This window comes from Marispirochaeta aestuarii, assembly GCF_002087085.1.
Taxonomy (GTDB): domain Bacteria; phylum Spirochaetota; class Spirochaetia; order JC444; family Marispirochaetaceae; genus Marispirochaeta; species Marispirochaeta aestuarii.
Genome location: NZ_MWQY01000004.1, coordinates 140,205 through 167,120, shown reverse-complemented (window position 1 = coordinate 167,120; position 26,916 = coordinate 140,205). Strand labels below are relative to the sequence as shown.

Here is a 26,916-nt window from a genome sequence, read left to right as displayed (position 1 = left end):
ATGGCTAAGACTGATATTCAGAACCTGGAAGAGAAAATCAAGACATACATCCTGGAGCATGCAAATGGTCCCGGAAGCAAGGTGGAAACCGAAGAAAAGCTTGCGGAACATTTCCAGGTAACAAGGTACAGAGTGAGAAACGTGCTCAACGGTCTATCTCAGCAGGGTATTATTACCAAAACACCCCGCAGGGGAACATTTATCAATAAGTTGGACACAGATGCCATAACCAACACTATAAAGTTCAATTATCAGGTATCCAACTTCAATTTGTATGAATCTATCGAAGCGCGAATTGTGATAGAGCTGGCAGTTATACCGCTTGTGGTAAAAAGGATAACTCCGTCAGGAATTGTTGCGCTTGAATCCTGCGTACAAAAAATGCTTGATAATAAAAATGATCCAAGAGTTGCGGATGAAGCGGATATGGAATTCCATGCTACTATGCTCAATTCGAGCGGAAACAAGCTGCTTGACTCCTTTAGCCAGATTATAAACCAGCTTTTTCATCAGGATGATTACCGTAAAAAATACTGGGATCCGGCTACCATAGAGCAACTGGCTCTTGAGCACCAGTCGATTGCCGAAGCAATACAGGACGGTGACACGACGCTGGCCCTTGAGAGACTGAAAAAACATTTGCATTATACCAGAAAAATAGAGCTGGATGGGCTCAGAAGTACAATTAGCAGCAGTGTATAGATAATTAACCTTCCGGACTTTTCTGGTTAAGACGTCGATTCTGGCGATAATAAGTCAACTTTCAAATATCAGATTTCCATGCTAAAATTAACCATGGTTTTTCAGTTCCATTATCTCCAAATAGTTTATTTCTCTGCAAGTCTTCTGTCTCTCGCATTGGCTGTCATCACAAACAAATTCCCTCCCTTTCACGGCAGTCGGATATGGAAAATAACCCTGCTTTTTGTCGCCTTGTGGGCAGGATGCGACGGACTGCTGAAATTCTTTGCAGATATCACAGCGAAGCAGATTCTATTGAGATTATCCTATTTGGGGGTCATGGGAACGACGATGTCCTGGTCCTACTTCGTCCTGGTCTACGGTAATTGCGGACATTTAATCGGGAGGAAGCTCAAGGTCTTTTTACTCGTGATTCCATCAGTCTCGTTTTTGGGAGTGATGACCTTTTCCTGGCACCCCTGGTTCTATACATCGTTGGAGCTTGTACAGGTAAATGGACTGTGGGTTTTGGCTCGCCGATACGGTCCCCTTTTCTGGATCTGGGCTATTTACGCCTATGCAGTCATTGTCTCCAGCAGTATTCTTCTGATCCGGGCCATGGTACGCTTTCCCAAGCATTACAAGTACCGGATTTCTCTGCTTCTGACGGCAGCCATTCTCCCCACGGTTCCGAACCTCCTCTACCTGATGGGAATTAATTTGATAACACCCTATGATCCATCATCTCTTTTCTTTGCGCTGAGCGCGCTGCTCATAGGTCTGGGCATCTTAAGGTACCGCTTTTTCGATGTGGTTCCCGTGGCCTATCATTCGGTCTTCCAAAATATGAAGAGCGGTGTTCTGGTCCTGGACAGCTCAAAGAAGATACTGGACCTCAATCCGGAAGCGGAGAGGATCTTTTCCGTCACCCATCTGAAAGCCATCGGCAAATCCCTCGAAGGCCTGACGGAAAGGGCAGGTGAGCTGATCACGAAAGACCGCACAGGATCTGTCGAGATGCGGCTGAACGGCCGTTTATATGAGATCAGCTCTGCTCCTCTGGTTTCTCCCGGCAACATGGGCGAAGGGCTAATCCTGCATTTTCACGACATAACCGCGCAAAAGGATACCGAGAAGAAGCTGTCTGATGCCTATGAGCAGCTCAAAGAGATTGCCGGCACCGATGCTCTGACGGGACTGTTAAACCGCTGGAGCTTCTTCGAGCAGGCGAGGAGGGAATTCGTCCGTTCTCAGAGAAACGGTTCTCCCTTCTCCATGATCCTGATCGATCTGGACAATTTCAAAGCTGTGAACGACAATATGGGTCATTTAGCTGGAGATGACGTGCTCAGGAAAACCGCCGGTACTCTTGTTGAACTGTCTCGCGGCGGAGACGTCGTTGCCCGCTACGGAGGAGACGAATTTGTTGTCATGCCCTTTCAAACCGATGAGACCCACGCCCTTGAGCTGGCAAGGAGATACGTATCGGCCATACCGCCGCGGATCAATAGCGGTGCGGAGATGTCGGTGACTCTGAGCATAGGAATAATCGTGTATGACGGCAGCGACGAGACCACCCTGGAGGATATACTCGACAGGGCTGATAAGGCCATGTATGCCTCCAAGTCAGGCGGTAAGAATCGGGCTACGATCTGGAGATCCGATATGAAGCAAGACGTGGTCAGAATATAATGGTGTTGTCTGAAAATAGGACTTGAAGGTTTCAGTCGGAATCATCCTGATTCCTCCTTGCACCCCGCCCTCGTTCGCTGGCGTCCGGCATCGTGCCTCGCTTCCGGCGCTACTCGCGCCGCGCTCACTCGGAGGTTCAAGTCCCCTCTCTATGCACAAAAAAAGACCGACAACCTAAAGTTCATCGGTCTTTTTTGCCCAGAAGAGGACTTGAAGGTTTCAGTCGCCGGTATCGTACCGGCTCCTTACACCCCGCCTTCGTTCGCTGGCGTCCGGCATCCCTGCCGGACTTCCGGCGCTCATCGCGCCGCGCTCACTCGGAGGTTCAAGTCCCCTCTCTGTGCACAAAAAAAGACCGACAACCTAAAGGTCATCGGTCTTTTTTGCCCAGAAGAGGACTTGAACCTCCACCCGGTAACCCGGACTAGAACCTGAATCTAGCGCGTCTACCAATTCCGCCATCTGGGCATTCAGTAAGGCGGATTCTATGGGAAACACGGGTTTTTGTCAATAATAGCGCCTTTGAAAACCTTGTATTTTTGCCGTGTCTCAGGAAGAGAAGCGCTTCCTCCGTGTATATGAATCCAACATTAATGATGTGTCGGCATCTTGACATCAGAGCATCAAGCTCTTATTTTTTTATGTATGAGAACCACCATAAATATAGACGATGACCTTGTAAAGGTCGCCCGCAGTATTGCCAGGGAGCAGGGGATTTCCCTGGGGCAGGCGGTCTCCGTTTTAATGCGGCGAGGACTGGGTTCAAAGGTGGAATACTCCCTGAAAAACGGTCTGCCGGTTTTCTCGGTGGCTGAGGATTCCCGGCGAATAACCCCCGAGGATGTGGCTTCTTTCGAGGATGAGGTGTGATCTTCCTGCCCGATGTAAATGTGTTGATTGCCCTGGCATGGCCAAACCATCTCCACCACGGTGTTGCCCATTCCTGGTTTGCTGAAACTATCGTTCAGAATGGTGAATTCTGGGCGACATCTCCTCTGACACAGCTGGCTTTCGTCAGAATATCTTCCAATCCGCGTATTATCGACGAAGCGGTATCCCCGGAGGAGGCTCTGAATATACTGGAAAGATATTCAGCTCATCCGTCTCACCGGTTCTGGTCCGACGATGTGCCGGTTTCGGCCTTTTCTAAGCTGCCTGCCTCCATGCTGCAGGGGCACAGGCAGGTTAGCGATGCCCACCTCATACTCCTGGCAAAAAACAGGAGAGGGACTTTGGTTACCTTTGATCGGGCCCTGGCTGCATCCGTACAGAACACAGACTTTGATAACTCCGTTCTGCTTTTGGAAAACAGCGTGGTTTAAAATACCTGTACACTTCTACACCTGAAACAGGGGACTTCCGACCCTGAGGTTCTCCAGAAAACTGTTCCAGGGGATACACACGATGCCGTCAATTTTCAGGTTTTCCTTTCCTCGGTACAGCAGAAGAGGCTGAGCTTCCGGATAATCCTCTGTAAATGCCTTCAAGCTTTTAAGATCCTTACTGTGCACCTGTCGGGAATTCTTTACTTCCATCGCTGCAAAGGTATCCTGACCGTAAAGGACAAAATCCACCTCAGTTCCCGATTTGGTCCGCCAGTAGTAGATTCGGCAGTCCCGACGGGAGTAATCCGCCCAGGCATACAGATGCTGCATTACCAATCCTTCCAGCGCCAGTCCGTCTATTTCGGCAGTCCGATCCAGGGGCCCCTTGGGCCGCAATTCACGAAATACGCCGGCGTCAAAGAAATAGAACTTCTCATGTTTGATCAGCTGACGCTTGGCTCTTTTGGAAAAAACAGGCAGCCTGCAGGAGAGCATCATCTGCTCTACTATCTCGATATACCCGGATACTGTTTTTCGTTCAACTTCTGCTTCCCGGGCTACTTCCGACTGGTTCAGTACCGATGCATGGGAGAAACTCAAGGTCTCCAGTACCCGGGCAAAGGCCCCGAGATTTCTGACCAGCCCTTCCTGCTGTATCTCCTCCTTTAAATAGAGGTCGATATAACTGCGCAGTACCTCTCCGGGATGGGGGCTGTCGACGACAAGAGGAATAAGACCTGTTTGCAGTGCCTTTTCCGCATCATATTCAGCCCCCAGTTCGCTCAGTAAAAAGGGATGAAAACTCCTTAGGGTTGCCCGTCCGGCAAGCAGATCAACCCCTTCGCGTTTTAGTTTTCTTGAGCTCGATCCTGTGAGAATGAATTGCCGCTGTTTGTTTTCCTCCAGTAAAAGATGTACCAGACTGAGGATCTCCGGAACCTTCTGGACCTCATCGATTATAAATATTCTGTTTTTTCCCGCAGCCTCTACAATCTCGCGAAGCCTTTCGGGTCGGGCCTCGAGTTGTCTGCGGGTATCAGGCATGAGTAGATCTATAAATACAGCCTGCGGGTAACGGTGCTTCAGCCAGAGGGATTTCCCGGTACCCCGGGGACCGAATAAAAAGTAGCTTCCCTCCGCATTTTCTTCTGGAACCTGGCGTTCGATATATCTCATAGTGTAAAGTATACCGCAAACACTGCCGAAGTGGAAACACTAATTCCATAAACGCAGCAAATTCGGAATCAGTCTTTCCATTTTTGTAGTGTTCAGAATCGTGGGGATGGATATCCTTCAACCCGCTGAATTTCCGGTAAACAGGAAAAAATCAGGAAAATTAAAGAAATTTCCCGTAAATCCTGATTAGCAGAAGGATTGTCCTCAACTCATCCCCACGATTCTGAACACTGGCCTTGATTCTTTCCCGCATTCCCGGGCAAGCTCCTTTCCAGGAGTTATTTAATGAAAAAGAGTATCGCGATTTTGCTGTTTTCCCTTCTTTCCTTTGCCTCCCTCTTCGGGCAGTCCAAGGAAGAGGATATTGTCCGTCTCATGGAGATGACCGGTTCCGCCAATATGGGCATCCAGGTCATGCAGAATATGATAGTCCAGTTCAAACAGATCCTGCCGGAGATTCCCGAAGACTACTGGGACCAGTTCATGGCCAGGGTCAACCCGGCAGATATGATAGACCTTATAGTCCCGATTTACGACAAACACTTTACCCATGAAGAGATTACGGACATCATCAGCTTCTACGAGACCCCCACGGGAAAAAAACTTATTCAGGAGATGCCCGCGATCTCCCAGGAGTCCATGGCCGCCGGTCAGGCCTGGGGAATGAGGATCGGCCAGGAGATCCAGCAGCAGCTTGTAGAAGACGGGCTCCTGGATATTTAACTGCGGCCTCGTGTGAGTCTAACGGTCAATGACGAGTCCTGCCGCTAAAAACCTGTTCAGACCCGCGCTTTCCCTGATTCTCCTTCTTTTTGCCCTGGCAGAGGCGCTCCTCGCCTTTTACGGTCCCATCAGCCTGACCCGCACCCCCAGCCTGATGGTCGCACCCTTCTCCCGGGGCGGGGCAGCCTTGAACGATGGTCAGATGGAGGAACTTACCCGATCCATCGAGGTGGCCTTCGCCACCGCCGGATCCTCCAGTGTCAAACCCCAGGCCCTGGTGGAGGAGTACCTGATGCCCTCCGGCCGCAGCCTCGCGGATATCGACAGCCGGGAGTCCGCCATGGAGCTCGCCCGGGAGCTGGGTGTACTGCGTCTGGTGCAGCCGGTTCTTTCCGCCTGGGAGGGAGAGCTTGCCCTCTATCTGTGGCTTTACGACACCGTCGGGGGCGAGCCCATCTCCTCCGAAAGTTTCAGGGCTTCGAACCTTTCCGCTCTTATGGAATCCCTGGAGGGGCCTGAGTTCGCCGAAGCCTTCGATATCCCTGTTCCGGGTCTTACCCCCTTCGACTACAGCTTCTTTCTCTTCCTGGCCCTCGAGCTCCTTCTGGCCCTTCTGCTCCTGCTGCGCCGTCCCGCGGGTCTCTTCAACCAGGGTCTGATCATCCTCGGCTCCACCCTCTACCTTTTCGCCTTCTTCTTCGCCCGCAATGCCAACATGGATTACGTTCAGCGCTTCGTGGCCCACGGAGGGGACCTCAAAATGGCCGCCGACACCGCCAGTCAGCAGCTCGAGGCGGCCCTGCGCTTTCTGCCCCTTATCCTGCTGAATCTAACTCTCTATCTTTTTCCGGGCGGCTCCCTGCAGCGTTTTTTTGCCGACAAAAAAACGCTGCAGGACCGGGCTATCCGCTCCAATCCGCCTTCCGACGGGATTTCCGCTTCTATCCCTGCCGCGGTAGAAAGCTTCATGCATCATACCCCCGGGCTCCTCGCGGGCTGGCTTTCCGGCCTGCTCTACACCCTGGCCCTTCCATCCCTATTCCGGCTCCAGGGAGTCCCGGTTTTGAGCTTCGTCACGCTGATACCCCTCTTTCTGTTCTGCCGAAGGGCTTCCCGGGGAGGGGCGGCGACCTCGGTCATGGCTTTCGCCTCCCTGCAGGTAATGCTGGTCAACTTCTGGCACTCAACCTACTCATACGTCTCCCTTCCCTTTACGGTGCTCCTCTCCCTGGCCCAGTGGCTCATTTTTCTTCCCCTGCTTGTGTGGCTCCTGCGGCGTCCCGGCCGCGGCTGGATTCTCACAGTCTCCTCATCCTGGATAGTCTTCGACTGGCTCCGGGGCATGGGATTCCTGGCCTATCCCTGGGGCATGCTGGGTACGGCCCTCTATCCCTGGACGCTCTTCATCCAGGTCGCTTCCCTGACCGGGGTCTGGGGCGTAAGCTGGCTGGTCGTAGCCTTCAACGCGGCAATTGCGGAGCTGCTCACTGTCGGGGAGCGCCGTCGTCCGCTGCTCGTCGGTGCTGCTGCCCTGGTTCTGCTTCCCCTCAGCTTCGGAGCTCTTACCCTTGCTCTGGCGCCGAAGCCGGAGGAGAGCATTACCGTGCTGCTCGTACAGCATAACCGGGACCCCCGAAAGCACGACTACGCCGAGAGCCTGGACGCCCTCCTTTCCTTGAGCGAGGACGGTCTTGCCCGGGCCGCGGAGGAGGGTAGAACGGTGGACCTGGTCGCCTGGCCGGAGACCGCCTTCGTGCCGGATATCCGCTTCTGGATGCGCCGGGGTAACGAGGGGCGAGGGAGGAGGAAACTCGCCGAAAGGATGCTCTCCGCCGTGGATTCCTGGGACACCTGGCTCGTGACGGGAAGCTCCGACCACACCAGACTTCCGGAGGAGGGGGATACGGATTACCCGGAAATCAGCCACAACTCCACCTATCTGATCAGCCCGGAGGGAGAGATCGGGAGCATCTACCACAAGATAAAGCTGGTCCCTTTTACCGAGTACTTCCCCTTCAAGGAGGAACTCCCCGCGGTCTACGAGCAGCTGGACAAGTTCGACGTCACCGACTGGACCCCCGGCAGCGAGTACCTGCTTCACCGGCACCCCAGGGCGCCCTTTACCACCCCCATCTGCTTCGAGGACATCATGCCCGCTCATGTACGCCGCTTTGTGGCGGAGGGGGCCCGGCTCATCGTCAATGTAAGCAACGACTACTGGTCCCTGTCCCCGGTGGAGGGGATGCAGCACGGCGTCAACGGGCTCTTTCGGGCGGTGGAGAACAGGGTGCCCCTGGTCCGGGCCACCACCTCCGGGCTCACCCTGGCAGCTGACCCCTGGGGACGGGTCCTGGGTAGCCTCGGGTTTTTTGAAGAGGGCCGGCTTTTAGCGGAAATCCCTGAAGCCCCTCCCGGAATGACCCTCTACGCCCGCCTGGGGGACTGGTTTCCCCTGCTGCTGGGTGCTCTGCTGATCATCCTTGTTGTTGTCCGGGTCTTTGTGTATTACTTTAAAAAGGAATGATTTTTACACAAGACCGTCACTATACAAGCACATCAATTGCATCCCGGCTCTCCTTTTTTACCTCCAGTCGGGATTACTACTCCGCCCTGGCGGAGGTTCTTCCGAAGACCCAAAAGAGGATACTCATCGTCGGCTGGAGCTTTGACGACCGCATTCGCCTCAGGCGGGACAGGGATACGGGTCCCTCGGGACCGGAGCTGGGGGATCTCCTCCTCTCCATTGCCCGGGAAAACCCTTCTATGTGGATAGACCTGTGTATATGGAAGCCCCCCTCCCTCTTTGCGGCGGACCAGCACATTACCCATAAATTCAGGAAGGAAGTACATGAGGCGCCGAACATGGATCTCCACCACCTTCCAGCGAAATCGGCTTTCGCTTCCCGGCACGAGAAGTTCGTTATTCTGGACGATGCCCTGGCCTTTATCGGAGGAATCGACCTTACCCGGGAGCGCTGGGACAGCCCGGAGCATCCCGCGAAGAGCCCTGCCCGGGTGAATCCGGAGGGGGAGGCCTACGGCCCCTATCACGACACCCATGCTGTCATGTCCGGACCCGCGGTGGGGGAGCTCCTCTCCCTGGCACAGGAGGAGTTCTCCCTCGATCATTCCACTGATGCTGAACCTCCTTCTCTCTGGCCTGAAGGGATTCCTGTGGATGTCGAAAATGCCCGAATCATGATCTCCCTTACCCGATCATCCCCGGACGCTGATGTCCCGGACCTCCGGCAGATACGGCAGGTTTACCTGGACATGCTCAGGGAGGCACGGGAGTTCATCTTCATCGAGAACCAGTATTTCTCCAGCGACGAGATCACCGATCTTCTGGCCCGAAGGCTCCGTGAAAAGGAGGGACCGGAGCTGATTATCCTCATGAGCCGGGAACTCCCGGATCTGCTGGGCAGGATGACCATGGGGGTCAATGCCTCCATGCACATCGCGAAGCTGAGGGAGAACGACCGTCACGGTCGTCTGGGATTTTTCAATCCCGTTTCTCCCGATGATCCCGCGACCCCGGTCAAGGTCCATTCCAAGCTGATGATTACCGACAGCCGATTTCTGACCCTGGGATCCGGGAACATCAACCAGCGCTCCTTCGGTTTCGATAACGAGGTAAACATCCTCATGGACGCGCAGGAGACGGACGACCCCGGGTGTGTCGCACAACTGGAGGCTCGCATCCTCGCCCAGCACTGCGGCTTGAGCCCGGAAGAGTGGCGGGAAATGGTCCGGCAGCACCGGGGTTCCCGCTTGTCGGCTTTCAGAGAACGGAGCAGATCCTGGGACGGTCTTCAGGAGCCCGGGGAACTGCTACCCCCCGGTTCGGTCCCCGAGGAGCTGCTGGATTACTTCGACATGAAGGGAGCACCCCGGCCGGAGGAGGCATTGCATACCATGACAAAGGATGAGCCCAGGGGCATCATTGCCCGGACCAGGAAAATCTGGGGCCTGATGCTGCTGACCACCGTCGTTCTGGGGGCAGTCTTTTTTATCTCCCGTACGGATGTGGATATTCAGCAGATCCTCGGGAAGGTCCGGGAGCTCAACGAAACCAGGCCTGGCCTGGCTGCCCTGCTGACGATAGTCTCCTTCTGGCTCAGCATGCTGGTCTTTGTTTCCATCACGGTTCCCATCGTCTCCTTTGCCGCACTCCACGGCCCCTGGTTCGGAATTCTCTATTCCACCCTGGGGGTGTTTTCGGGGGCCGCTATTTTTTACGCCCTGGGGCTTGTCCTGCACACAAACCCCTGGTTCGACCGCTTCAGGGCCGTCCGTCATGTAAAGAAGCAGTTCGAAAAGATCCGCCCCTACGGTCTCTGGGCGGTGGCCATCTCCCGCATGGTGCCCTCCGGGCCCTTTCTCGTGGTGAACCTGGTTACCGGCATGCTGGGGTTCCGTCCCTCCCAGTTTTTGCTGGGTTCTCTCATCGGCCTCATGCCCGGAATTATCGCCTTTACCGTTTTCGGCGAGACCATCAGGAAGGTTTTTACAGATCCCGGCTGGATGAACATTCTCATGTTTGTTCTGCTTCTGGCCGCCTATTTCGCCATCATGACGGGTATCGTCTCCCTGGTGCGCAAAATCTCAGGGATTAAGACCTAGCATGCGTGTTATGACCTATAACCTTCACGGTTGTGTCGGTACCGACGGCCGTTACGACCCGGAGCGGATCCTGGAAGTGATTCGGGAGACAGGGCCGGATATCCTCGGCATGCAGGAGGTCCGCAGCAATACCGGCACCGGTACGGAGCTTCTGGAGCTTCTGCGAAGGGCCTATCCGGATTACCATCTTGTTTTTGGAAAAACCCTGAAGGATTCCCGGGGAGATTTCGGCAACGCCCTCTTCTCCCGATATCCGCTTGTCGAATGCCTGGATGTGGACCTCGAGGAAAGTGCCGGATACCCGGGAAGGATGATACGCCCGGAGGCCCGGCGGGCAATCTTTGCCAGGGTAGACCTCGGAGGGGAGCAGCTCTGGGTTGTGGTGACTCACCTGGATCTGCGAAAACGGGTACGGAAAGGTCAGGGGCGGCTGCTTGTTCAGGCGATCCGGCGCTATACCAGGCCCTCGAAAGATGCGGTGGTATTCATGGGGGACCTCAACGAGTGGCGCCTCTTGAATCCCTTTCTGCGCAGTCTTGACCGGCTTTTCTCAAAACATGTTGCAAAACGCAGCTTCCCGTCCCGCTTTCCCCTTCTGCCCCTGGACCGTATCTGGATGAGCGGAAAGCTCAGGCGGCAGGAAACCCGGGCCCACATGAGCAGACTCGCACGGCGGGCGTCGGATCATCTGCCCCTCTACGTGGATCTCTCCTTCTGACTGTCCGGGTCTTTGGTTCCGGGCCGCCGGAGTATCATGTGACCCCGCTCTTCACCGGCATCCAGGAGCTCCTGTACCTCAGAAAGGCGCTTCCGGAGCTCCGCGAGAGCCTCGTCTGTTTTCTCGCTGCGGCTTACAACGACCACAAACTTTCGCCGCATCCTGACCACGTTGGCGCCGATACTGCGGCCCATGATAACGCTGACCCCTTTTTTCTTGAGCACCGGGGCAATCTTTCCCGGTTTCTTTTCATCATGTCCATGCTCATGGCTTTCCTCATTCGCCTGGGATGCGGGATTCGGGATGCGGTCGATCTTCTCCGCTGCTCCTGATGGAGATACCCGCCAGATATCATACCAGCGGGATTCTCCAAAATGATTCTTTGTAAAGAAGCTGCCGTCTTCCGAATCGGTACCGCAGGCAACCAGGTACTGCTTTTCCATTACCGAGCCTCGACCAGGACAGCTGGTTTTCTGTCCGGCCCGCTCAACTGGATGGAAAGTTCCTCCGCAGCCTTTACCAGCAGGTTATGGGCGGGATAAAAAGACTGCCAGGGCTGACTGGAATAGCTGAAATTCAGAAGATCCTCAACCTTCAGGCCAAACTGGATGGCCATGCTTATCTGGTCGACCTTGTCGGTAACCGGCTGTCCGCTCACAATCTGGCCTCCGATGATCCTTCCGCTTTCACGGTCCGCCAGCAGCTTGAGGCGAGCCTTTTTTGCCCCCGGCATTATGGGAAAGGTGGTGGTAAATTCGGAGTAGCCGCATAGAACCTGAAAATGCCCTTTTGCCTCTTCTTCCTTCATGCCTGTTCCGCCGATAAAGAGTTCCCCCGCCTTGGTTGCCGCACCGTTAATAAAGCCCGGATACTCCCGGTCCTCACCCTTCAGGTTGGCTGCCAGAATGCGACCCATGGGAACCGCGTTGGTCGCCAGTTTTCCCCCGGCGGGTTCACCGGTAATGGCGCTGGTAAAGGAGACACAGTCTCCGACAGCGTAGACATCTTCGATGCTGGTACGCATTCGGCTGTCCACGATAATCCCGTCCCGGGCTATTTCAAGGCCGCTGCCTTCGAAGAGGGAGACCTCCGGGCGCATCCCGACGGCAAAAACGACCAGGTCGGCTTTCTCGATACTGCCGTCGTCGAATACAACCCCGCCGATCAGGGCAGGCTTATCCTCACGGGCCCTCAGTTCCAGGGCTTTGCGTCCCAGCTTGAGACGGATCCCCAGCCTCTGCAGCTCCTCCGCTGCGGGGGCGGTCATTTCCGGATCGGCGAGGTTGGGAAGAACCGAATCCGCCATATCCGCCAGAACGGTATCTACCCCGCGGGCTGCCAGGGCCTGGGCGAGTTCCACGCCGATGGCTCCCGCCCCGATAACCACAGCGTTTTCCATGCCCTCTTCCACCATGGAAGCGACCTTGAACATATCCTCTTCCTTCTTGAAGGTGCTTACGCCCTCCAGCTCATGCCCCTTCAGGGGTGGCAGTACCGGTTCCGCGCCTGTGGCGATTACCAGCTTATCCCAGGTATAGCTGTTTCCCGCCTGGGTGGTGACGCTCTTTTTTTCAAAATCGACGTCTGTAACGGTGTCCCGGATCAGTTGCGCCCCGGTCTCGGTAACCAGTGTATCAGCCTTCAGGGTCTTTTCCGGCTGCAGCAGCCCTTCCACGGCGTAGGGCATGGCGCAGTAGATCATGGAGTGGGCCTCCCGCCGGATTACCCCCATCCGGACCCGGGACCCCAGCTCCTTGGCCATGGTTATCGCGGCGGGCCCCCCGCCGATTACAAGCAGTTCAAAGTGTTCATTCGTCATTCTCTTCTCCTTCATCGAGTATGATCATCTCTCCCCGGAGAATTGCCCCCGCCACCTTTGCCCGTCCGGACAGAAGCAGCCTTTGTACGGTACCGCGGCTCACCTCCATGGTTTCGGCGGCTTCGATCTGGCTCAGATTCTCCAGGTCACAGAGCCGCATGGCTTCGAACTCATCTATGTGGAGGATCTGCCGCTTCAGTTCGGATCCGGGAATCCCGGCGGGTTTGAAACGGCGCAGCTCTCCAATGGGCCGGTATCGGCGGGTCTTCCTGGGCGCTCCGGGTTTCCTGCTTCCGGGGATTTCTGAATTGTGCATATGCACATAATAAAATAACTATATAACATAGTCAATATAGTGAAATTCTCTTGTCTTAGACCCTTCTCCTGAGTAGTATCCCTGTATGTCCGATCTACCCTTGGAAAAAAGAAACTACTTCGGTTTTCTCTGGCACGCGGTTTTTCTCTCCATAACCATTACCTTTACCGAGGTGAATACGGTAATTCCGGCCATGATTCTCCAGATCGGGGGTGGGGAACTCCAGGTCGGCATTGCCGGCGCCATAATGATCGGCGTCCCCCTTATAGCTCAGCTGAATTTCTCCGGGTTTCTCCACGGAAGGTCCCGGAAGAAACCCTGGCTGCTGCTGGGCATCACCTTGCGGATCATCTCGCTGGTTCTGATCGCCTTTACCATGCTTTCCATACAACGTCTCAGCGTGCTGCAGGGGCTGGCGATTGTCTACGCGGAGCTTCTGCTTTTCAATGTCAGCGGTGCCTTCGCCAGTGTTTCCTACGTGGATCTGATAGGGAAAAGTTTTTCCACCGAATTACGAAGGCGTTTCTTTACCAGAAAACAGATCATCTCCAGCGTCGGTATCCTGGTCTCCGCGCTTATAGCACGGCAGGTGCTTGCTGCGACCAGTTATCCTGTCAGCTACGGGATCCTCTTTTTTACCGCCGGAGCAGTTCTGCTCTTTGCCAGTATCGGGTTCTGGCTGCTTCATGAAGTCCCTGCGGACAGGCGAAACAGGGCCCGGGGATACCTCAGGACCCTGAAATCCCTGCCCGGGGTCCTGAAAAAGGACCCCAACCTCCGGACGTATCTCTTCTATCTCAATTCCGTCGGGATCCATGTCGCTCTTATTCCCTTTTACATAGCCCTGGCAAAGCTCCGCTACAGCCTGGATCCCGCCCTGGCGGGGAACCTCATGTTCTTCCAGATCAGCGGTATGGTGGCATCGAGCCTGCTCTGGCCCCGGGTGGTGCGCCGGGGAGGATTCAGGGCCATGCTCCGGATATGGTCGGGGTTTTCCTTTGTACTTCCCCTGGCGGCTCTGGGAACAGCCTGGTTTCTTCCCATGCCCTTTTATCTTGTGCTCTTCTTTTTTCTAGGGGCTGTGGTCAGCGCCCGTACCGTAAGCCGGGACGCCGTTACGGTTGAACTCTCAACCGAGGAGAACCGGGTGCTCTATGCGGGAATCATCGGGACCCTGAACCTCTCAATTGTTGTGGTTCCCATTCTGCTGGGTTCCCTCATCGCCGCCCTCGGCTATCCTGTCGTCTTTGTCACAGCGGCCGGAGCGGCACTGGTCTCGCTCTTTTTTCTCCGCCGACTGGAATGTCCCGTGGATTATGAAGAGGCCTGAGGGGTATTTTCCCCATCCGCCGGTTTAAGCGGCAGGCTGAAGCGAAAGATCGAGCCTTTCCCGACCTCGCTCTCAACCTTCAGTGTTCCCCGGTGTCCCCGGATTATACGCTGGGATATTGCCAGGCCTAATCCGGTGCTTTTTTCTCCGGCGGTGGAGGAGACCTTGACTCGTGAGTAGGGAGTAAAGAGTTTCGGCAGCTCTTCTGCGGGAATCCCCTGTCCCTGGTCCCGGACGCTGACCTCGGCGTGATCCCCGGTCTGCATAACCCCGACCTGTACGGCGGTCCCGGGATGGGAGAACTTGATGGCGTTGGAAATCAGGTTGTCCGCCACCTGCCTGATTTTTACTCCGTCGATTTCCAGCGGGATCGAATCCTGCTCCGTCTTTATCGTGAGGCAGATCTCCTTCTGCTCGGCGATCTGCCTGTTAATGCTGAAGCTGTCCCGGATTATCTTCACCAGGTCCGTTTTCCTGATGTTGAGCTGCAGGGTACCGGACTCGATGGCCGCCAGGTCCAGCATGTCGTTCACCATCTGGACCATGTACTCTGAGCTTTCGCATATGGTCTGGATAATCTCCTGCTGGTCCGTGCTGAGTTCTCCCATCCGGCCGTCCAGCAGCAGGCCGCAGAGCCCGGAGATTCCGCTTAAGGGACTGCGCAGGTCGTGGGCGGCCATGCCGATAAACCTGTCTCTCTCCTGCAGGGTTCTTGTCAGCTCATGGTTTTTTTTGTGCAGTTCCCGCTGAAGATTGGTCAGCTCATTATTCACCCTGGCAAAGTCGCGGAAAACTTCCTGATCATCGCGGTTCTCTTTTTTTATTGCCCGTCGGAGCATGTCGGCCTGCTCATTGTTGATGCGTCCCAGTTCGTCAATGAACTCCGCTGCTTCCGTTGTCAGGGAGGAGGCGATAATGAATATCCGCCCGTCAAAGCTTCCTCCCGTAAAGTAGAGCTCCCCCGGCTCCGTGGCAGAATCGATTTTCAGCTGCCAGTCATAGAGCACGGTTTCATTCTTTAGCCGGTATAAAAAGGTGTAATAATCGGGAAGGTCCGCTTCGTCGATCAGGGTGCTCAGGGGTGCCCCGGGCCGGGGATTCAGTATGTTCTTCAAATCATTCCGCAGGATGAGCTCTATACGGCCGTCCTGATCACACAGAACCGCGAAACCGTGGAAGATCTTCTGTTTCATACCTATATCCCCACAAGCCGGCGTGCGGTGCGTATCGCGTCTCTGGCATCAGTCCCGTAGCCGTGAGCTCCTATCCTGCGCCACAATTCACGGTCCTCATTGAAGGGGTAGCCCCCCACAAGGATCCTGACCCCCTTTAGCTCAGGGTTTTCGGCGATGGAATCTATAATCTCCCGGACTTTGTGAAGGTGGTAGGTTATGGTCACGGAAATTCCGATGACCTTTGCCTGCTCATCCATGATGCACCGCAGTATGTCCTTCGCAGGTGTGTTGGCGCCCAGAAAAATCGTATCCCAGCCGTCGAGTTCAAAGAAGTCGCTGACCATGCGGATTCCAAGTTCATGAAGCTCATCCCCCACGCTGGTTCCGATAAAAGTGAGTCCGTTTTTCTCGTGGTTGAATACATAGGGATAGAGGCGGCTCATGATAAGCTGGGTCGCTCCGGTGCAGTAGTGTTCCTGGGCCACGCTGACGCTTCCGGTCTGCCAGAGACGGCCGATCTCCCGCTGGCTTACCTGGAATACGTACTCGTACATCTCCCGGATGTCCCGTCCCGCTTCCATCTCCTGCATGATGATCTTCATGGCGCCTTCCCTGTCCCGTTTGAGCAGGGCCTGGATGTAGTTTCCGGCCACCCCGGAGAGGGGATTTTCCGGGGTAATAAAGGAGTCATGCCTGTCCGGGAGCTCCGGGTAGGCCTTCAGTCCTTCGTCAAGGTAGTTCAGGGCGATGCTGCTCTGATCTCCGAGAACCTCCTTCATTGTCTTCAGGGTCTCTAAAAAGGTGTCCCGGGGAATGTTCAGGGAGGCGAAGAGGCTCTTTACCCACTCCAGATAACGCAGAAAGAGGGCGGGAGATTCGGCGTCCACGGCGGCGGCAAGATACTTCAGATGATAGCGGATATCCTGGGCGCACTTCCCCTTGCCTTTCTCATCAAAGATCCTGTCATACTCAGGGTGGTCCCGCCAGAGAAGCGTGATGATCTGATCCGAAAGGGCCAGTTCATGTTCGTCGATATATGTGCGGAAGTTATTTTCAGCCGGGGATGTATCCATATGCTGGAATTGTATGCCCCGGCTGAGTCTGTGTCAAATGTCCTGATACCGGCGAAAATACTCCTTTCGGGTTATATCGCTGTGCCAGAACCCGGGGTATCATGGCTTCAATGTACTGAACAATAAAGTTCATCTAAGAAAGTCATATAAAAAGTATAGCCGCTGCGCTTGGAGGGATGAATGAGAAAATCGTTTGCTTTATGTATACTGCCCACAGTCGCCCTGACGCTGGCGCTTGCTTTTTCCGGGTGCAGTTCCTCCGGAGACGATGGGATCAGCCGCATCTCGGAACAGGACCTGGTGTATGAATTGCCGGAAGAGTATCAGGCGATCTTTGCGGGCAGTGATTACACTCAGCCTGCCGATATTACCAGGAAGCTTCACACAGGCCATACCCTTATGGACTTCTACGCCGACTTTATCTACCAGGATTGTCTTGAGACAACTTTTAACAGTGTGTAGCGTAGCGGGGCTCAGCGGCTGATCTATTTTAACTGGGCAAGCTACCGGGACCAGGGTACGGCGGATACTCCCCCTGTTTTCGATTATCTCGGCAGCGGCGATGCATACGGTTTTCGCAGTGCCACATCCGCGGAAATCCGGGCCATGGCTGCCGAAGCCGCTGGGCGGGGCTTGGATTTTGTACTGGGGCTGGAACTGAATTATGATCTGGCCTACCTGGCAGGTCCAGGTGCGGATGGCTGGGACTGGAACGAGTACCGCTGGTTTATAGATGATTTTATTGCATTCCTGAATACCACCGGTGACGCAGTTGCCAGCGCATCGCCAACAGACTTTGCATATAAGTACTGGGACAACTGGTTCAACGCTTACACCGCCTTTGTGCTTGATCAGGCTGTTGTTGCCGAAGAGGCAGGCATAAGCATGCTGATCATTGGGAAGCAGCTTGCCGGGGCAGTACGAGATGCCAATGCAGACAGATGGCGGGCCCTGATTGGAGCAGTGAAAGCTGTTTATTCCGGGGATATCGCCTACGCCGGGGTTGTAACAGGCAGCCTGGAAGGGTCATTGTACCACGAACTGGAGCAGTTCCCCGTGGAAGATCTTGACGTGGCGGTAGTTGTTCCCTGGGCGGAGATTATGGACGCCGAGAATCCGGATATTTCTTCGCTTGCAGCTTCTTTTGCGGATTTTCACGATACCACGGCCGAAGCATTTACCGGTTCTGCAGTCGGTACTCCTTCAGTCCCCGTTATCTACCTCAATCCCTTCATGAGCTGTTCCGGGGCTCCGCGGCAGCTCTGGTTCGAACCGGCGGACCACAGCAATCCGGATGTCGCCCAGGACCTTCTTATCCAGGCAGAGATGTACGAGGCCTTTTTCCAGTCTATTCAAAGTCTCGCCTGGGTGGACGAGGTCTGGAGCTGGGGATTCTGGTGGCGTAACCGGGGAGACACCATGTATCGTCATGGTGATTCCTCTTTTCACAAAGCCTCCAGTGTGCGGAACAAGCCTGCTCTGGAGATTATTAAAAAATGGAGCGTTGTGGGCTGAGGGGTGTTTCTTAACCTCGGCTGTTTTCGTAGGCCGATACAACCAGAGCTAAGAACTCGTTCTTCCCGGCCACCGATAGTTTTCGGTAGATGTTTTTCAAATGGACTTTTACGGTGTTCTCGGAGATAAAGAGTTTGTCAGCAATTTCCTGATTGTTCTTACTGCGTAATATAAGTCCGGCTATCTCTGTTTCTCTGGGGCTTAGCTCTACAAAACCCGGTATGCTGTGTGCCGGGGGTACCCGGATCCCGGTGTTCTCGCCGGCTTCTCTATGTGACTCCATCTGCATCAGATTGATCTTCTCCAGCAGGTCTACAAGCAGTCTCGCAGCAAGCAAGGGTATCAGCAGAAAGGTGAGAGAAACGCTTGTCCCGGTGGATACGGCAATAATGAGCTCCGGATTCTCGTTTAATCGGATAAGGAGTCCACCAATAAAACCTCCAGCCAGGATACCAGCCACATTGGCCGATAGCCCCCAACCGAAGACTGTATATGGACGTTTGTAGGTAAAGGCGATATCCCCCAGAACTGTCCAGAGAAAAAGATCCAGCAGGGCCATGGACGATTGGCACAGAACCTCCGCGCTTATCCACCCAACTGTTGAGGAGCCGAAGAGGGAATAAAACGCGAAAGCAAGAATCATCAGGGATGCAGATAAATAAACCGGAACCATGCGGTCTATTCTGGCGCCCGAAATGGCCATTGTAATTAGAGTTGAAAGGTAGACAAGGTCCCGGAATATTGGAAGCCAGGTCAGGGATTCCGGGGATGAAGGATACAGTACCAGGTACATGAATCCTCCGTTTATATATAACAGAAAGATCGTAGCGCAGAGTATCCCAATCAACACGGCCGGCAGCTTGACGGGAGAACTGGTCTGTTTCGTTGTATCCCCGGGAGCTGTGTTCAACAGCAAAACTACTGCCGTTGCGGCAATCAAGGAAACCATGCTGATGGTGTTTCCCAAACCGGGCATGGAAAAAATCAGACTCAACTTGACTGCAATGTACACAATATTGGCAACTGCAATGATCGCCGCCATGACCTGTATTCGAAATGCCGGTGATACCTGCAGTGAAAAGGGAACACTCCAGGCTACAATAAATACTCCTGACGACGCGCCCGAAAGGGCGAAAAGAAAAGGCGCGACGTCCGGTGGTACGGCGAGAATAGCTGCTGCGGCCACGAGAGTAATGATTCCCGCCGGCCGGATTAAATGCCGCCAGGAACGTGTTGTGCCGGCAACGAAGCCGCTAAGGAGAATCCCTCCACCGTGAAAGGCAATAAAGAGTGTAGATAGATAACCCGGGTTAAACCCCCGGGCCTCACTGTAGATATTCAGCACAGGTCCATGGAAGGGAAAGGATAGGAGCCAACCGAAAAAGAGGGAGAGACTAAGTATTACATGCAGGGCAGACTTACTCCGGGGCACCGTCATAAGGACCATTATCGTAGTACCTATTTTATCCTGGGAAAGCGGAGCGCCTCGGGATCGTCGCTTGAATTACGCTTCATCCAGCCCTCCTCCGCCAGGGAGTGGGGGTCGCCGCCGGTTTCCGAGGCTATGCGTTCCAGGGGAAGTTTTACGTAGGTTCCCTCACAGGTCGCGGCAACGGTACCGTCGGGCAGGTAGAGCTCTCCGGTACCCCGAAACCGTCTTTTTTCGTTCAGGCTGACCCTTCCACGGGCGCTTAAGGGGGTTTCAGTCGGGATCGGTTTACGGTAGCGTACGTTAAGCTCCACGGTTACGCCCCAGGTCCCGGGTTCCAGACTGGTTATGGATCGTCCGACAAGTTCGTCGAGAATGGCCCCGGTAACGCCGCCGTGGACCCTTCCGGGATACCCGTTATGGGTCTCCGGCACGGAGAAGACCGCCGCGGCTTCGCCGCTTTCCAGTTCGTAGAAGCGTGCCTTTACCCCGGCGGGATTGTTTACCCCGCAGATAAAACAGTTTGAACTGGTCTCCTGGGGACCTTTTACAGGGATGGTTTCAAATTCTGGAGATTTCATGGATATACTGAAACATGAAAACGGGGGCGGGGGCAATCCCCGCCCCCCGGTAAACTGGTCTATTTGGTGGAAAGTCTGCTGGCTATCATCGCCAGACGCTCTCCCTGGAAACGTGCCCCCTCCAGCTCCCGTTCACTGGGCAGGCGTTCTCCCTGTCCCCCGGTAATCGTGCTGGCTCCGTAGGGACTGCCCCCGGTGATCTCATCGACCCCCATCTGTCCCTGATAGGAGTAGGGGAGTCCCACCACCAGCATTCCGTGGTGCATAAGCGAGGCGGCTGTGCTTATAAGGGTGGATTCCTGCCCGCCGTGCTGGGTCGCCGAAGAGGACATAAGGGCCACGGGTTTATCGATCAGGGTACCCTTGAGCCACAGCTGCCCGGACTGATCGAGGAAGTTGGCCCACTGGGCGCTCATCCGTCCGTAGCGGGTGGGAATACCGAGGATCAGACCGTCGGCCTCCGCCAGGTCGTCCATGGTCGCTTCGGGAATGTCGGCAAACTGTTTCTGGGCCTCCAGGGCACCCATGGCCTCGAGGATATTTTCGGGGAGGGTTTCCGGTATTCTCAGGATTCGGCTCTCGACTCCCGTTACCTTGTCCGCCCCCTCTTTGGCGGCTTTGACCATCTGAAACATGTGGCCGTACATGGAATAGAATAAAATGTTGACCTTCATTGTGCACCTCCTGATGCGGTCTCTGGTTTTTTCCCTTCAGCTTTCCTGCTCCGGTTTTCGGCCGCAAGGCTCAGGCCCAGCTTCCTGCAAAGCTGTCCCAGGAGTATTACCTCCTGGTCGGCCAGGTTGCCGAAAACCGAACGGATTGCTTCTGCCTGAAGGGGAAACACGGTTTTGATTCGTTTTTCACCCCTGGGGGTGAGGGCTACGCGCCTTGAACGACGGTCCCCTGCAACGGGAAGGCGTTCTACGAGGCCGTCCCGTTCCAGGTGATCGATTACCATGGTCAGATTCCCCCGGCTCTTGAGAATTTTGGCGGCGATTTCCCGGTGGGTCAGGGGGCCTTTGTGCAGCAGGACCTCAAGGACGCCGAACTGGGTTATCGTCATATCCTCCGGCAGTGCCGGCGGGCCGGAGAGATAGTTGAGCACGGAAGTGTGGGCCCTGGAAAACTTGGTAAAGGTGTCCAGGTACATATCTTTTTCTGCCTGTGCCATGCAACTCCCTCGATAGTTTAATATCAAACTATCTTATATTGAACAATATAGAAAATCAGACAAAATAAGTCAAGTATAATTTTCTTGACAGGGAAACTGTTTTTGTCTATATTGATAATGAAAATCAATAGAGAATAGGAGGTATGGTATGCCTGGATTTGACGGAACAGGGCCTGCCGGAATGGGACCCATGAGCGGCTGGGGGATGGGATACTGCGGAACCGGATACTCCCGGGGAAGATTTGCGGGACGAGGTTTTTTTCGGGGAGGCCGCGGCTTTGCCCGGGGTATGGGCCGGGGCCGGGGAGCCGCCTGGGGCGCCGCGTACGCCTGGGGTCCGGTTACCGGGGATGATCAGGCGGAGTTTTTGCGCCGCCGTGCGGATCTTCTGGAGGAGGAACTGGCGGAGACCCGCAGGGTCCTGCAGGAGATGGACGAGCAGGGGCAGAAGGAATCATAGTTTCTTCAGCTTGTGAAGCGGATAATTCCGGGGTACAATGCTACCTGCCAGTTCATTTCTTTCCCCGGAGTTGCCCATGACAGTACATATCCTGTATGACAATCAGACGGTGCGATCCTCCCTCGAATCAGGCTGGGGCTTCAGTTGTCTGGTTGACGGAAAGATTCTCTTCGATACCGGTGAGGCCGGTCCCGCCATGGTAAAAAACCTTAAAGAGATGGAAATAAGCCTGGAAGAGATCGAAGCGGTCATTGTCTCCCATCCCCACTGGGACCATACGGGGGGATTAAAGACCCTGCTGGATCTGCGCCCCGGGCTGTCCGTCTATCTGCCCGCCGGGGCACAGGATATCTTCCCCGACAAGGAAGCTCTGGGGAAGGCAGAGGTTATCCTGTGTCCTGAGGCTCTGGACATCGGTCCGGTCAGGACGACGGGAACCTTTACCACAGAATACAAGGGCGACCTGATGATGGAGCAGGGCATTGTTGTGCGCAGTGCCAGAGGGACGAGCCTGATCACCGGCTGTGCTCACCCGGGAATCCTCAAAATAGCACAGGAGGTGGCCTCGACTTATGCCGGGGATGATCTGTATACCCTTCTTGGAGGGATGCATCTGGTGAACATGGACAGGGATCAGATCCGGAAAACCATGGATCAGCTGAAGGAGATCGGCTACAAACGGATTATCGCCACCCACTGTTCCGGAGAGATCGGAAGAGAACTGAGTGATCACCGTACAGGGGTGGGGGATATTATCGTTCTCTAAGCGGGCTTAACTTCTCAGGATGGAGTAGAGCTCTTCGGCGGTTGCTGCGATACGCCGGGCCCCGGCCTCTTCGAGCTCCTTACGATCCCGGAATCCCCAGAGGATTCCCACGGGAAAGCATCCGGAGTTGACCGCCGTCTGCATATCTATCCAGGTGTCTCCCACAAAAGCTGTATCTTCGGGTTTCAGATCCAGTTTTTTCAGAATGGCCCGTACCCCCGCGGGATCGGGTTTTACATCAAACTCTTCCTTGTGTCCCGCGGCACAGTGAAACTGCTCCTTCGGAAAGAAGTAGCGGACAACCTTTTTTGTCTCGGCGTCCGGTTTGTTCGACAGTACCGCGAGAATCATACCGTCCCGGCGCAGTCTTTCAAGAAGCTCAAGGATCCCCGGGTAGGGTCGGGTTTTATCGAAACAGTGCTCCTTGTAATCCGCCCGGAAATCCCTGATAAACGTATTCAGGATTGAATGCGCTTCCCTGGAATCGGGGAGGGCTCGTTCAACCAGTTTTACCACACCGTTACCCACGAAGTAGCGGTAGGCCTCCGCCGGGTGGGTCGGGAAACCGTATTTTTCCAGCTGGCGGTTGCAGCTGTCCGCCAGGTCGTCGATGGTGTTCAACAGGGTCCCGTCAAGATCAAAGATTATTCCCGTAAAACTCATGGAACAAGTGATACACGAAAAAGATGGCAGATACAAGCGACGGGTAAACTTCCCCGGTGTAGCAATCATCCGTATATTCCTGTACACTGGCATCATGGGAATGCTCTTCTACAAGTGGCATCAGCGTAAAGCCTTCAACTATTTTGTAAGCGGAAAATACGATAAAGCGGAAAGCAGTTTCCTCCGGCTTCTGGAGGCCGATCCCAACAAGGTCGGTATGCGCCATAACCTTGCACTCGTTAAGCTTGCCCTGGGAAAACACGGGGAGGCCGTCAAACTGCTCCTCGATGAGGTGGACCGTTTTGGCGGGGTATATCCCCGGTATCGCGCCCTGGGGGACTCCTTCTATCTGTGGGGCAAGGCGGCGGAGGCTGCCGGATGGTACCGCAAGGCCCTGGAGGAGGGCGCGCCTTCGAAGGAGGACCGCAGCTTCCTGGAGAAGAGGCTGGAAATCTGCGGGAACGAAGCGAGCTTTGCCGATGCCATGGAAGGAATCCGGCTGTTCAACGAGGGCAACAAAGCCCTGCAGAAAGGCGATTCCCCGGCTGCTGCGGAATCCTACCGCAAATCCGCCGAACTGGATCCTACAAACTTTATGACCCGGAACAATCTGGGGTCGATCTACATGAATTATGAGAAGGACTATCCCCGGGCGGCGGAGGAATTCCAGGCGGCCCTGGAGTATTCCGATCTTCCGCTGATACAAAAAAACCTGCAGATGTGCAGAGATGAGGAAAGGAAACACCATGAAAAAGACTGATCATGCCAACACCATTTTTTCAGCAGCCCTGAAGAGGGTCGACCCGGCCCTGATGCTCAAGGAGCTGGTGAGCGTCGAAGGGAACAGGCTCGTTATCCGGACCGAGACCGACACCGCTGAGTACGATCTTTCCCGATATTCCAGCATTGTTGTCGTGGGTGCGGGTAAGGCCAGCGCCAAGATGGCCCTGGGACTGGAAGCTGTTCTGGGAGACCGTATCAGTTCCGGACTGGTGGCAGTAAAGGAGGGGCATACCGAAAAACTTCAGTATGTCGATCTTATAGAGGCCGCCCATCCCATGCCGGACGAGCGCTGCGTGGAGGCTGCAAAAAGAATCGGAAAGATCTGTTCCGACGCCGATGAAAAGACCCTTATCCTGAACCTTATTTCCGGCGGCGGATCGGCCCTGCTGACTGCTCCCTACCAGGACGAGGCCTATGCCATCAGCCTGGACGATATTCAGGCGGTTACAGGGCTGCTTCTGGCCTGTGGTGCCGTTATCCAGGAGATCAACGTCATCCGCAAGCACCTCTCCGCCGTTCAGGGCGGACGTCTCGCCGGCTTTGCCGCACCGGCTACCATGGTCAGCCTGATCCTCTCGGATGTTATCGGAGATCCCCTGACCTCCATCGCCTCCGGCCCCACCGTACCGGATCCCACCACCTACAGGGATGCCCGGAACATTTTCCGCAAGTATAACCTGGAAGAAAAACTCCCCGAGTCGGTGTCCCGTATTATTGCCGACGGAGTCGCCGGCAAGGTCCAGGAGACTCCCGGTGAAGGGGATGAAATCTTCAGGACCGTCAGGAATGTTCTTATCGGAACCAATATCTCGGCCCTCTATGCTGCTTCCGAGGAGGCGGAGAAACTCGGCTACGCCCCGGTCATTCTGACTTCCCAGCTGACCGGCGAGGCCCGGGAAATCGCGAAGCTCTTCTCCGGCATGGCCAAAGACCTCTCCCTGAACCGGCTTAATTTTAAAAAGCCCGCCTGTATCATCGCAGGAGGGGAGACCACGGTGACCCTGAAGGGAAAGGGCAAGGGTGGACGGAATCAGGAGATGGCCCTGGCCTTCCTGATGGAATTCCTGGATGATCCCGAGGGGCTAGAGAAGGTCGTATTTTTATCCGGCGGCACAGACGGGAATGACGGCCCCACCGATGCGGCGGGGGGAGTCGCCCACAGCGGAATCATGAAAGCCATGCAGGATGCAGATCTCGATCCCGCGGAGTATATCAATAACAGCGACTCGTACCACTTTCTGAAGAAAACCGGGGGGCTTCTGATGACAGGCCCCACCAACACCAATGTCTGCGACGTGCAGATTCTGCTGGTTGAGTAGGGACGTCTGTGAAGAAAAAGAAACCGCGGATCGGGCTGGCAAACGATATCGAAGCTGCCCGTTTCGCGGATATCCTGGCACAGGAAGGAATCCCCTGTGCCGTGATATCCAATGATTCCTCGGTGTACACCGGAATATTTCAGCTCCAGAACGGCTGGGGCTACGCCGAGGTTCCCGAAGAGTTCCTCCGGCAGGCGGAGTCCCTGCTGGCGGCCTACCGGGAATCCCTGACGGAATAGTCTCTGAATTTCAACCCTTTTCATTATGAGAAGGCAGGTGTATACTCTGTGCTAAGTTGTCGATAATACTAAAGTGATCAGGATTTCAATATGTGGTTGACAGTACATCTTACCAGTATAGGCGCGGGGGTCGGGGCAGCTGTGGTGCTGACCTTCCTGGTTTTTTCCGCCGCCTTTCTTGTTTTTGTTTCCCATAACCGGGTTCATATTCGCTATTTGATTCTCCAGGCAGTATTTCTGCCTTACCTGATCGGATTTGCTCTTTACACATCGGGATCGGAACACTCCTGGATACTCTTCTGGTTTCGCATCTGTGTAAGCGGGCTTATCCTGACTCCCCTGGCCCTTGAGCTGTTTCTCGAATCCCTGCTGGATATTCGCCGTCTCTTTGTGCAACTGGTAATCGGTCTTGGTTCCCTGATTTTTCTGTTCATTCTCTGGGGAGACCCATCGCTGATGACCACCGGAAACATTGTCGTTCACCAGCGGGGTTTTACCTCCGTGGTCAAGGGCCCCGTGTTTCCTCTCTTCTCCCTGGTCTCCCTGAGCTCTGTTCTATTCTCCCTTGGCTGGTTCTGCCGCCGACTCTTTACCGAGGAGCAGTTGTGGCGCCAGTATCGGCTTATCATCACCGGACTCAGCATCTGGCTGGCGTCAATTATCGTGGATGCTCTGGTTGCCATGAAAGTGCTGATTTCGGTCAGTACCCCCTGGGTGGGACCCGTGGCCATGGTAATTACCGTTGGGCTGCATCTCGGCTCCATGGTGGAAAAGAATGCAAGGGAGATGCAGCGTCAGACTGATGAAAACGAGGTTTTACGTCACCGTCTTAAGTATGATCCCCTGACCGGTCTGTTTTCACGGGAGTTCTTCAATTCCATTCTGGAGATTGAGGCGGAGTCCTGGGCCCGAAGTCCCCAGGAACACAGCATCCTTTTTATCGACGCCGATAATTTCAAAGGTGTGAATGACCGCTATGGTCATACCGTGGGCGACCGGGTGCTGAAAATGATTGGCAGCATTGTCCGTGCCAATGTCAGGCGTTCGGATATCCCCGCCCGGTACGGGGGCGACGAGTTTATCGTTCTCCTGAAACAGTGCGGACGGAACGTCGCACGGGACCTGGGTGAAAAGATCATCCGGGAATATTGTGAAGGCCTGCGACTCCAGATCCCCGGCGTACCCGAAGGGTTCAGCGGGCTCAGTATCGGAATTGCCTCCACCTCCCTGATCGCTTCAGGGGGCAACAAGGACCTTATCGCGGTGGCCGACGAGGCCATGTATCAGTCAAAGCAGAAAGGAAAGAACCGGGTTGTTGTGGCCGAGGCCGGTTGAGACG

At 55.0% G+C, this 26,916-nt stretch carries 28 protein-coding genes and 1 tRNA gene; 17 read left to right on the top strand and 12 right to left on the bottom strand.

The annotated features are described in order from the left end of the window. Both B4O97_RS04945 and B4O97_RS04940 read left to right on the top strand, forming a co-directional pair. Window positions 1-702, top strand: a complete 702-nt coding sequence (locus B4O97_RS04945; protein WP_083048860.1) for a FadR/GntR family transcriptional regulator — start codon at window positions 1-3, stop codon at window positions 700-702. Window positions 703-780: 78 nt separating this feature from the next. Continuing rightward, window positions 781-2,373 (top strand): sensor domain-containing diguanylate cyclase, encoded by a 1,593-nt coding sequence (locus B4O97_RS04940; protein WP_083048859.1) that lies wholly within the window; start codon window positions 781-783, stop codon window positions 2,371-2,373. 384 nt (window positions 2,374-2,757) lie between these two features. Here the strand turns inward: B4O97_RS04940 and B4O97_RS04935 are convergent. Beyond that, window positions 2,758-2,841 (bottom strand) — tRNA-Leu (locus B4O97_RS04935). A 177-nt stretch (window positions 2,842-3,018) separates the two neighbouring features. Here B4O97_RS04935 and B4O97_RS04930 point away from each other — a divergent pair. Both B4O97_RS04930 and B4O97_RS04925 read left to right on the top strand, forming a co-directional pair. Further along, window positions 3,019-3,243 (top strand): hypothetical protein, encoded by a 225-nt coding sequence (locus B4O97_RS04930; RefSeq protein WP_083048857.1) that lies wholly within the window; start codon window positions 3,019-3,021, stop codon window positions 3,241-3,243. After that, complete coding sequence (locus tag B4O97_RS04925) at window positions 3,240-3,695, top strand: TA system VapC family ribonuclease toxin (RefSeq protein ID WP_083048856.1); 456 nt, start codon at window positions 3,240-3,242, stop codon at window positions 3,693-3,695. Before B4O97_RS04930 ends, B4O97_RS04925 begins: the two co-directional genes overlap by 4 nt. A gap of 15 nt (window positions 3,696-3,710) precedes the next feature. Here B4O97_RS04925 and B4O97_RS04920 read toward each other — a convergent pair whose 3' ends face one another. Then, entirely contained in the window at window positions 3,711-4,874 is a 1,164-nt protein-coding gene (locus B4O97_RS04920; protein WP_083048854.1) for an ATP-binding protein, read from the bottom strand. Window positions 4,875-5,159: 285 nt separating this feature from the next. Here B4O97_RS04920 and B4O97_RS04915 point away from each other — a divergent pair, with 285 nt between their 5' ends. The 4 genes from B4O97_RS04915 to B4O97_RS04900 are packed head-to-tail and all read left to right on the top strand — an operon-like array spanning window position 5,160 to window position 10,938. Further along, on the top strand, window positions 5,160-5,597 hold the full coding sequence (locus tag B4O97_RS04915; protein WP_083048853.1) for a DUF2059 domain-containing protein: 438 nt from the start codon (window positions 5,160-5,162) through the stop codon (window positions 5,595-5,597). 28 nt (window positions 5,598-5,625) lie between these two features. Beyond that, a complete protein-coding gene (gene lnt, locus B4O97_RS04910) occupies window positions 5,626-8,121 on the top strand; it encodes an apolipoprotein N-acyltransferase (protein ID WP_083048851.1) in 2,496 nt (831 codons plus the stop codon). Beyond that, complete coding sequence (locus tag B4O97_RS04905) at window positions 8,118-10,220, top strand: VTT domain-containing protein (protein WP_083048850.1); 2,103 nt, start codon at window positions 8,118-8,120, stop codon at window positions 10,218-10,220. Before lnt ends, B4O97_RS04905 begins: the two co-directional genes overlap by 4 nt. Window positions 10,221-10,230: 10 nt before the next feature. After that, window positions 10,231-10,938: an endonuclease/exonuclease/phosphatase family protein gene (locus tag B4O97_RS04900; RefSeq protein WP_158084160.1), complete on the top strand. Its 708-nt coding sequence runs from the start codon at window positions 10,231-10,233 to the stop codon at window positions 10,936-10,938. On the opposite strand, the gene B4O97_RS04895 is transcribed toward B4O97_RS04900, so the two are convergent. From B4O97_RS04895 to B4O97_RS04885, 3 genes are read right to left on the bottom strand one after another with little or no spacing between them, the layout of a single operon-like run. After that, window positions 10,917-11,381: a NifB/NifX family molybdenum-iron cluster-binding protein gene (locus tag B4O97_RS04895; protein ID WP_083048847.1), complete on the bottom strand. Its 465-nt coding sequence runs from the start codon at window positions 11,379-11,381 to the stop codon at window positions 10,917-10,919. The genes B4O97_RS04900 and B4O97_RS04895 overlap by 22 nt on opposite strands. Continuing rightward, window positions 11,381-12,757, bottom strand: coding sequence for an FAD-dependent oxidoreductase (locus tag B4O97_RS04890; protein WP_083048845.1), 1,377 nt, complete (start codon window positions 12,755-12,757; stop codon window positions 11,381-11,383). Before B4O97_RS04890 ends, B4O97_RS04895 begins: the two co-directional genes overlap by 1 nt. Then, window positions 12,747-13,073, bottom strand: coding sequence for a DUF134 domain-containing protein (locus tag B4O97_RS04885; RefSeq protein ID WP_083048844.1), 327 nt, complete (start codon window positions 13,071-13,073; stop codon window positions 12,747-12,749). Before B4O97_RS04885 ends, B4O97_RS04890 begins: the two co-directional genes overlap by 11 nt. Before the next feature lie 85 nt (window positions 13,074-13,158). On the opposite strand from B4O97_RS04885, the gene B4O97_RS04880 reads away from it, so the two are divergent. Then, window positions 13,159-14,403 carry an MFS transporter gene (locus tag B4O97_RS04880; RefSeq protein WP_083048842.1) on the top strand — a complete coding sequence of 415 codons (1,245 nt, stop codon included), beginning with the start codon at window positions 13,159-13,161 and terminating at the stop codon, window positions 14,401-14,403. On the opposite strand, the gene B4O97_RS04875 is transcribed toward B4O97_RS04880, so the two are convergent. Together B4O97_RS04875 and B4O97_RS04870 are read right to left on the bottom strand one after the other, a co-directional pair. Further along, the gene (locus B4O97_RS04875) at window positions 14,388-15,596 is read right to left on the bottom strand and encodes a sensor histidine kinase (protein WP_083048841.1); all 1,209 of its coding nucleotides are present in this window, start codon (window positions 15,594-15,596) and stop codon (window positions 14,388-14,390) included. The genes B4O97_RS04880 and B4O97_RS04875 overlap by 16 nt on opposite strands. 2 nt (window positions 15,597-15,598) lie before the next feature. Next, window positions 15,599-16,651: a cobalamin-dependent protein gene (locus B4O97_RS04870; RefSeq protein WP_083048839.1), complete on the bottom strand. Its 1,053-nt coding sequence runs from the start codon at window positions 16,649-16,651 to the stop codon at window positions 15,599-15,601. A gap of 180 nt (window positions 16,652-16,831) precedes the next feature. Between B4O97_RS04870 and B4O97_RS04865 the strand changes: the two genes are divergently transcribed. Then, on the top strand, window positions 16,832-17,113 hold the full coding sequence (locus tag B4O97_RS04865) for a hypothetical protein (protein ID WP_083048838.1): 282 nt from the start codon (window positions 16,832-16,834) through the stop codon (window positions 17,111-17,113). Between the two features lie 144 nt (window positions 17,114-17,257). Beyond that, the gene (locus B4O97_RS04860; RefSeq protein WP_083048836.1) at window positions 17,258-18,166 is read left to right on the top strand and encodes a glycoside hydrolase family 113; all 909 of its coding nucleotides are present in this window, start codon (window positions 17,258-17,260) and stop codon (window positions 18,164-18,166) included. Window positions 18,167-18,176: 10 nt separating this feature from the next. Here the strand turns inward: B4O97_RS04860 and B4O97_RS04855 are convergent, their stop codons facing one another. From B4O97_RS04855 to B4O97_RS04840, 4 genes are read right to left on the bottom strand one after another with little or no spacing between them, the layout of a single operon-like run. Continuing rightward, window positions 18,177-19,613, bottom strand: a complete 1,437-nt coding sequence (locus B4O97_RS04855) for a LuxR family transcriptional regulator (protein WP_083048835.1) — start codon at window positions 19,611-19,613, stop codon at window positions 18,177-18,179. Between the two features lie 11 nt (window positions 19,614-19,624). Then, window positions 19,625-20,176 (bottom strand): PaaI family thioesterase, encoded by a 552-nt coding sequence (locus tag B4O97_RS04850; RefSeq protein ID WP_083048833.1) that lies wholly within the window; start codon window positions 20,174-20,176, stop codon window positions 19,625-19,627. A gap of 59 nt (window positions 20,177-20,235) precedes the next feature. Beyond that, entirely contained in the window at window positions 20,236-20,850 is a 615-nt protein-coding gene (wrbA, locus tag B4O97_RS04845) for an NAD(P)H:quinone oxidoreductase (RefSeq protein ID WP_083048832.1), read from the bottom strand. Continuing rightward, window positions 20,847-21,347 (bottom strand): MarR family winged helix-turn-helix transcriptional regulator, encoded by a 501-nt coding sequence (locus tag B4O97_RS04840; RefSeq protein WP_083048830.1) that lies wholly within the window; start codon window positions 21,345-21,347, stop codon window positions 20,847-20,849. Before B4O97_RS04840 ends, wrbA begins: the two co-directional genes overlap by 4 nt. Window positions 21,348-21,495: 148 nt before the next feature. Between B4O97_RS04840 and B4O97_RS04835 the strand changes: the two genes are divergently transcribed. Further along, window positions 21,496-21,807, top strand: a complete 312-nt coding sequence (locus B4O97_RS04835; RefSeq protein WP_083048829.1) for a DUF5320 domain-containing protein — start codon at window positions 21,496-21,498, stop codon at window positions 21,805-21,807. A gap of 76 nt (window positions 21,808-21,883) precedes the next feature. Continuing rightward, complete coding sequence (locus B4O97_RS04830) at window positions 21,884-22,573, top strand: MBL fold metallo-hydrolase (protein ID WP_158084159.1); 690 nt, start codon at window positions 21,884-21,886, stop codon at window positions 22,571-22,573. 6 nt (window positions 22,574-22,579) lie between these two features. On the opposite strand, the gene B4O97_RS04825 is transcribed toward B4O97_RS04830, so the two are convergent. Further along, window positions 22,580-23,236 (bottom strand): HAD family hydrolase, encoded by a 657-nt coding sequence (locus tag B4O97_RS04825; RefSeq protein ID WP_083048826.1) that lies wholly within the window; start codon window positions 23,234-23,236, stop codon window positions 22,580-22,582. Here B4O97_RS04825 and B4O97_RS04820 point away from each other — a divergent pair. The 4 genes from B4O97_RS04820 to B4O97_RS04805 all read left to right on the top strand — a co-directional run bounded on the left by B4O97_RS04820 (window position 23,235) and on the right by B4O97_RS04805 (window position 26,912). After that, window positions 23,235-23,996: a tetratricopeptide repeat protein gene (locus tag B4O97_RS04820; RefSeq protein WP_158084158.1), complete on the top strand. Its 762-nt coding sequence runs from the start codon at window positions 23,235-23,237 to the stop codon at window positions 23,994-23,996. The genes B4O97_RS04825 and B4O97_RS04820 overlap by 2 nt on opposite strands. Then, entirely contained in the window at window positions 23,983-25,338 is a 1,356-nt protein-coding gene (locus B4O97_RS04815; protein WP_083048824.1) for a glycerate kinase type-2 family protein, read from the top strand. Before B4O97_RS04820 ends, B4O97_RS04815 begins: the two co-directional genes overlap by 14 nt. An 8-nt stretch (window positions 25,339-25,346) precedes the next feature. Then, window positions 25,347-25,577, top strand: coding sequence for a hypothetical protein (locus B4O97_RS04810; RefSeq protein WP_083048823.1), 231 nt, complete (start codon window positions 25,347-25,349; stop codon window positions 25,575-25,577). 90 nt (window positions 25,578-25,667) lie between these two features. After that, complete coding sequence (locus B4O97_RS04805) at window positions 25,668-26,912, top strand: sensor domain-containing diguanylate cyclase (protein ID WP_083048821.1); 1,245 nt, start codon at window positions 25,668-25,670, stop codon at window positions 26,910-26,912. Window positions 26,913-26,916 lie beyond the last annotated feature (4 nt).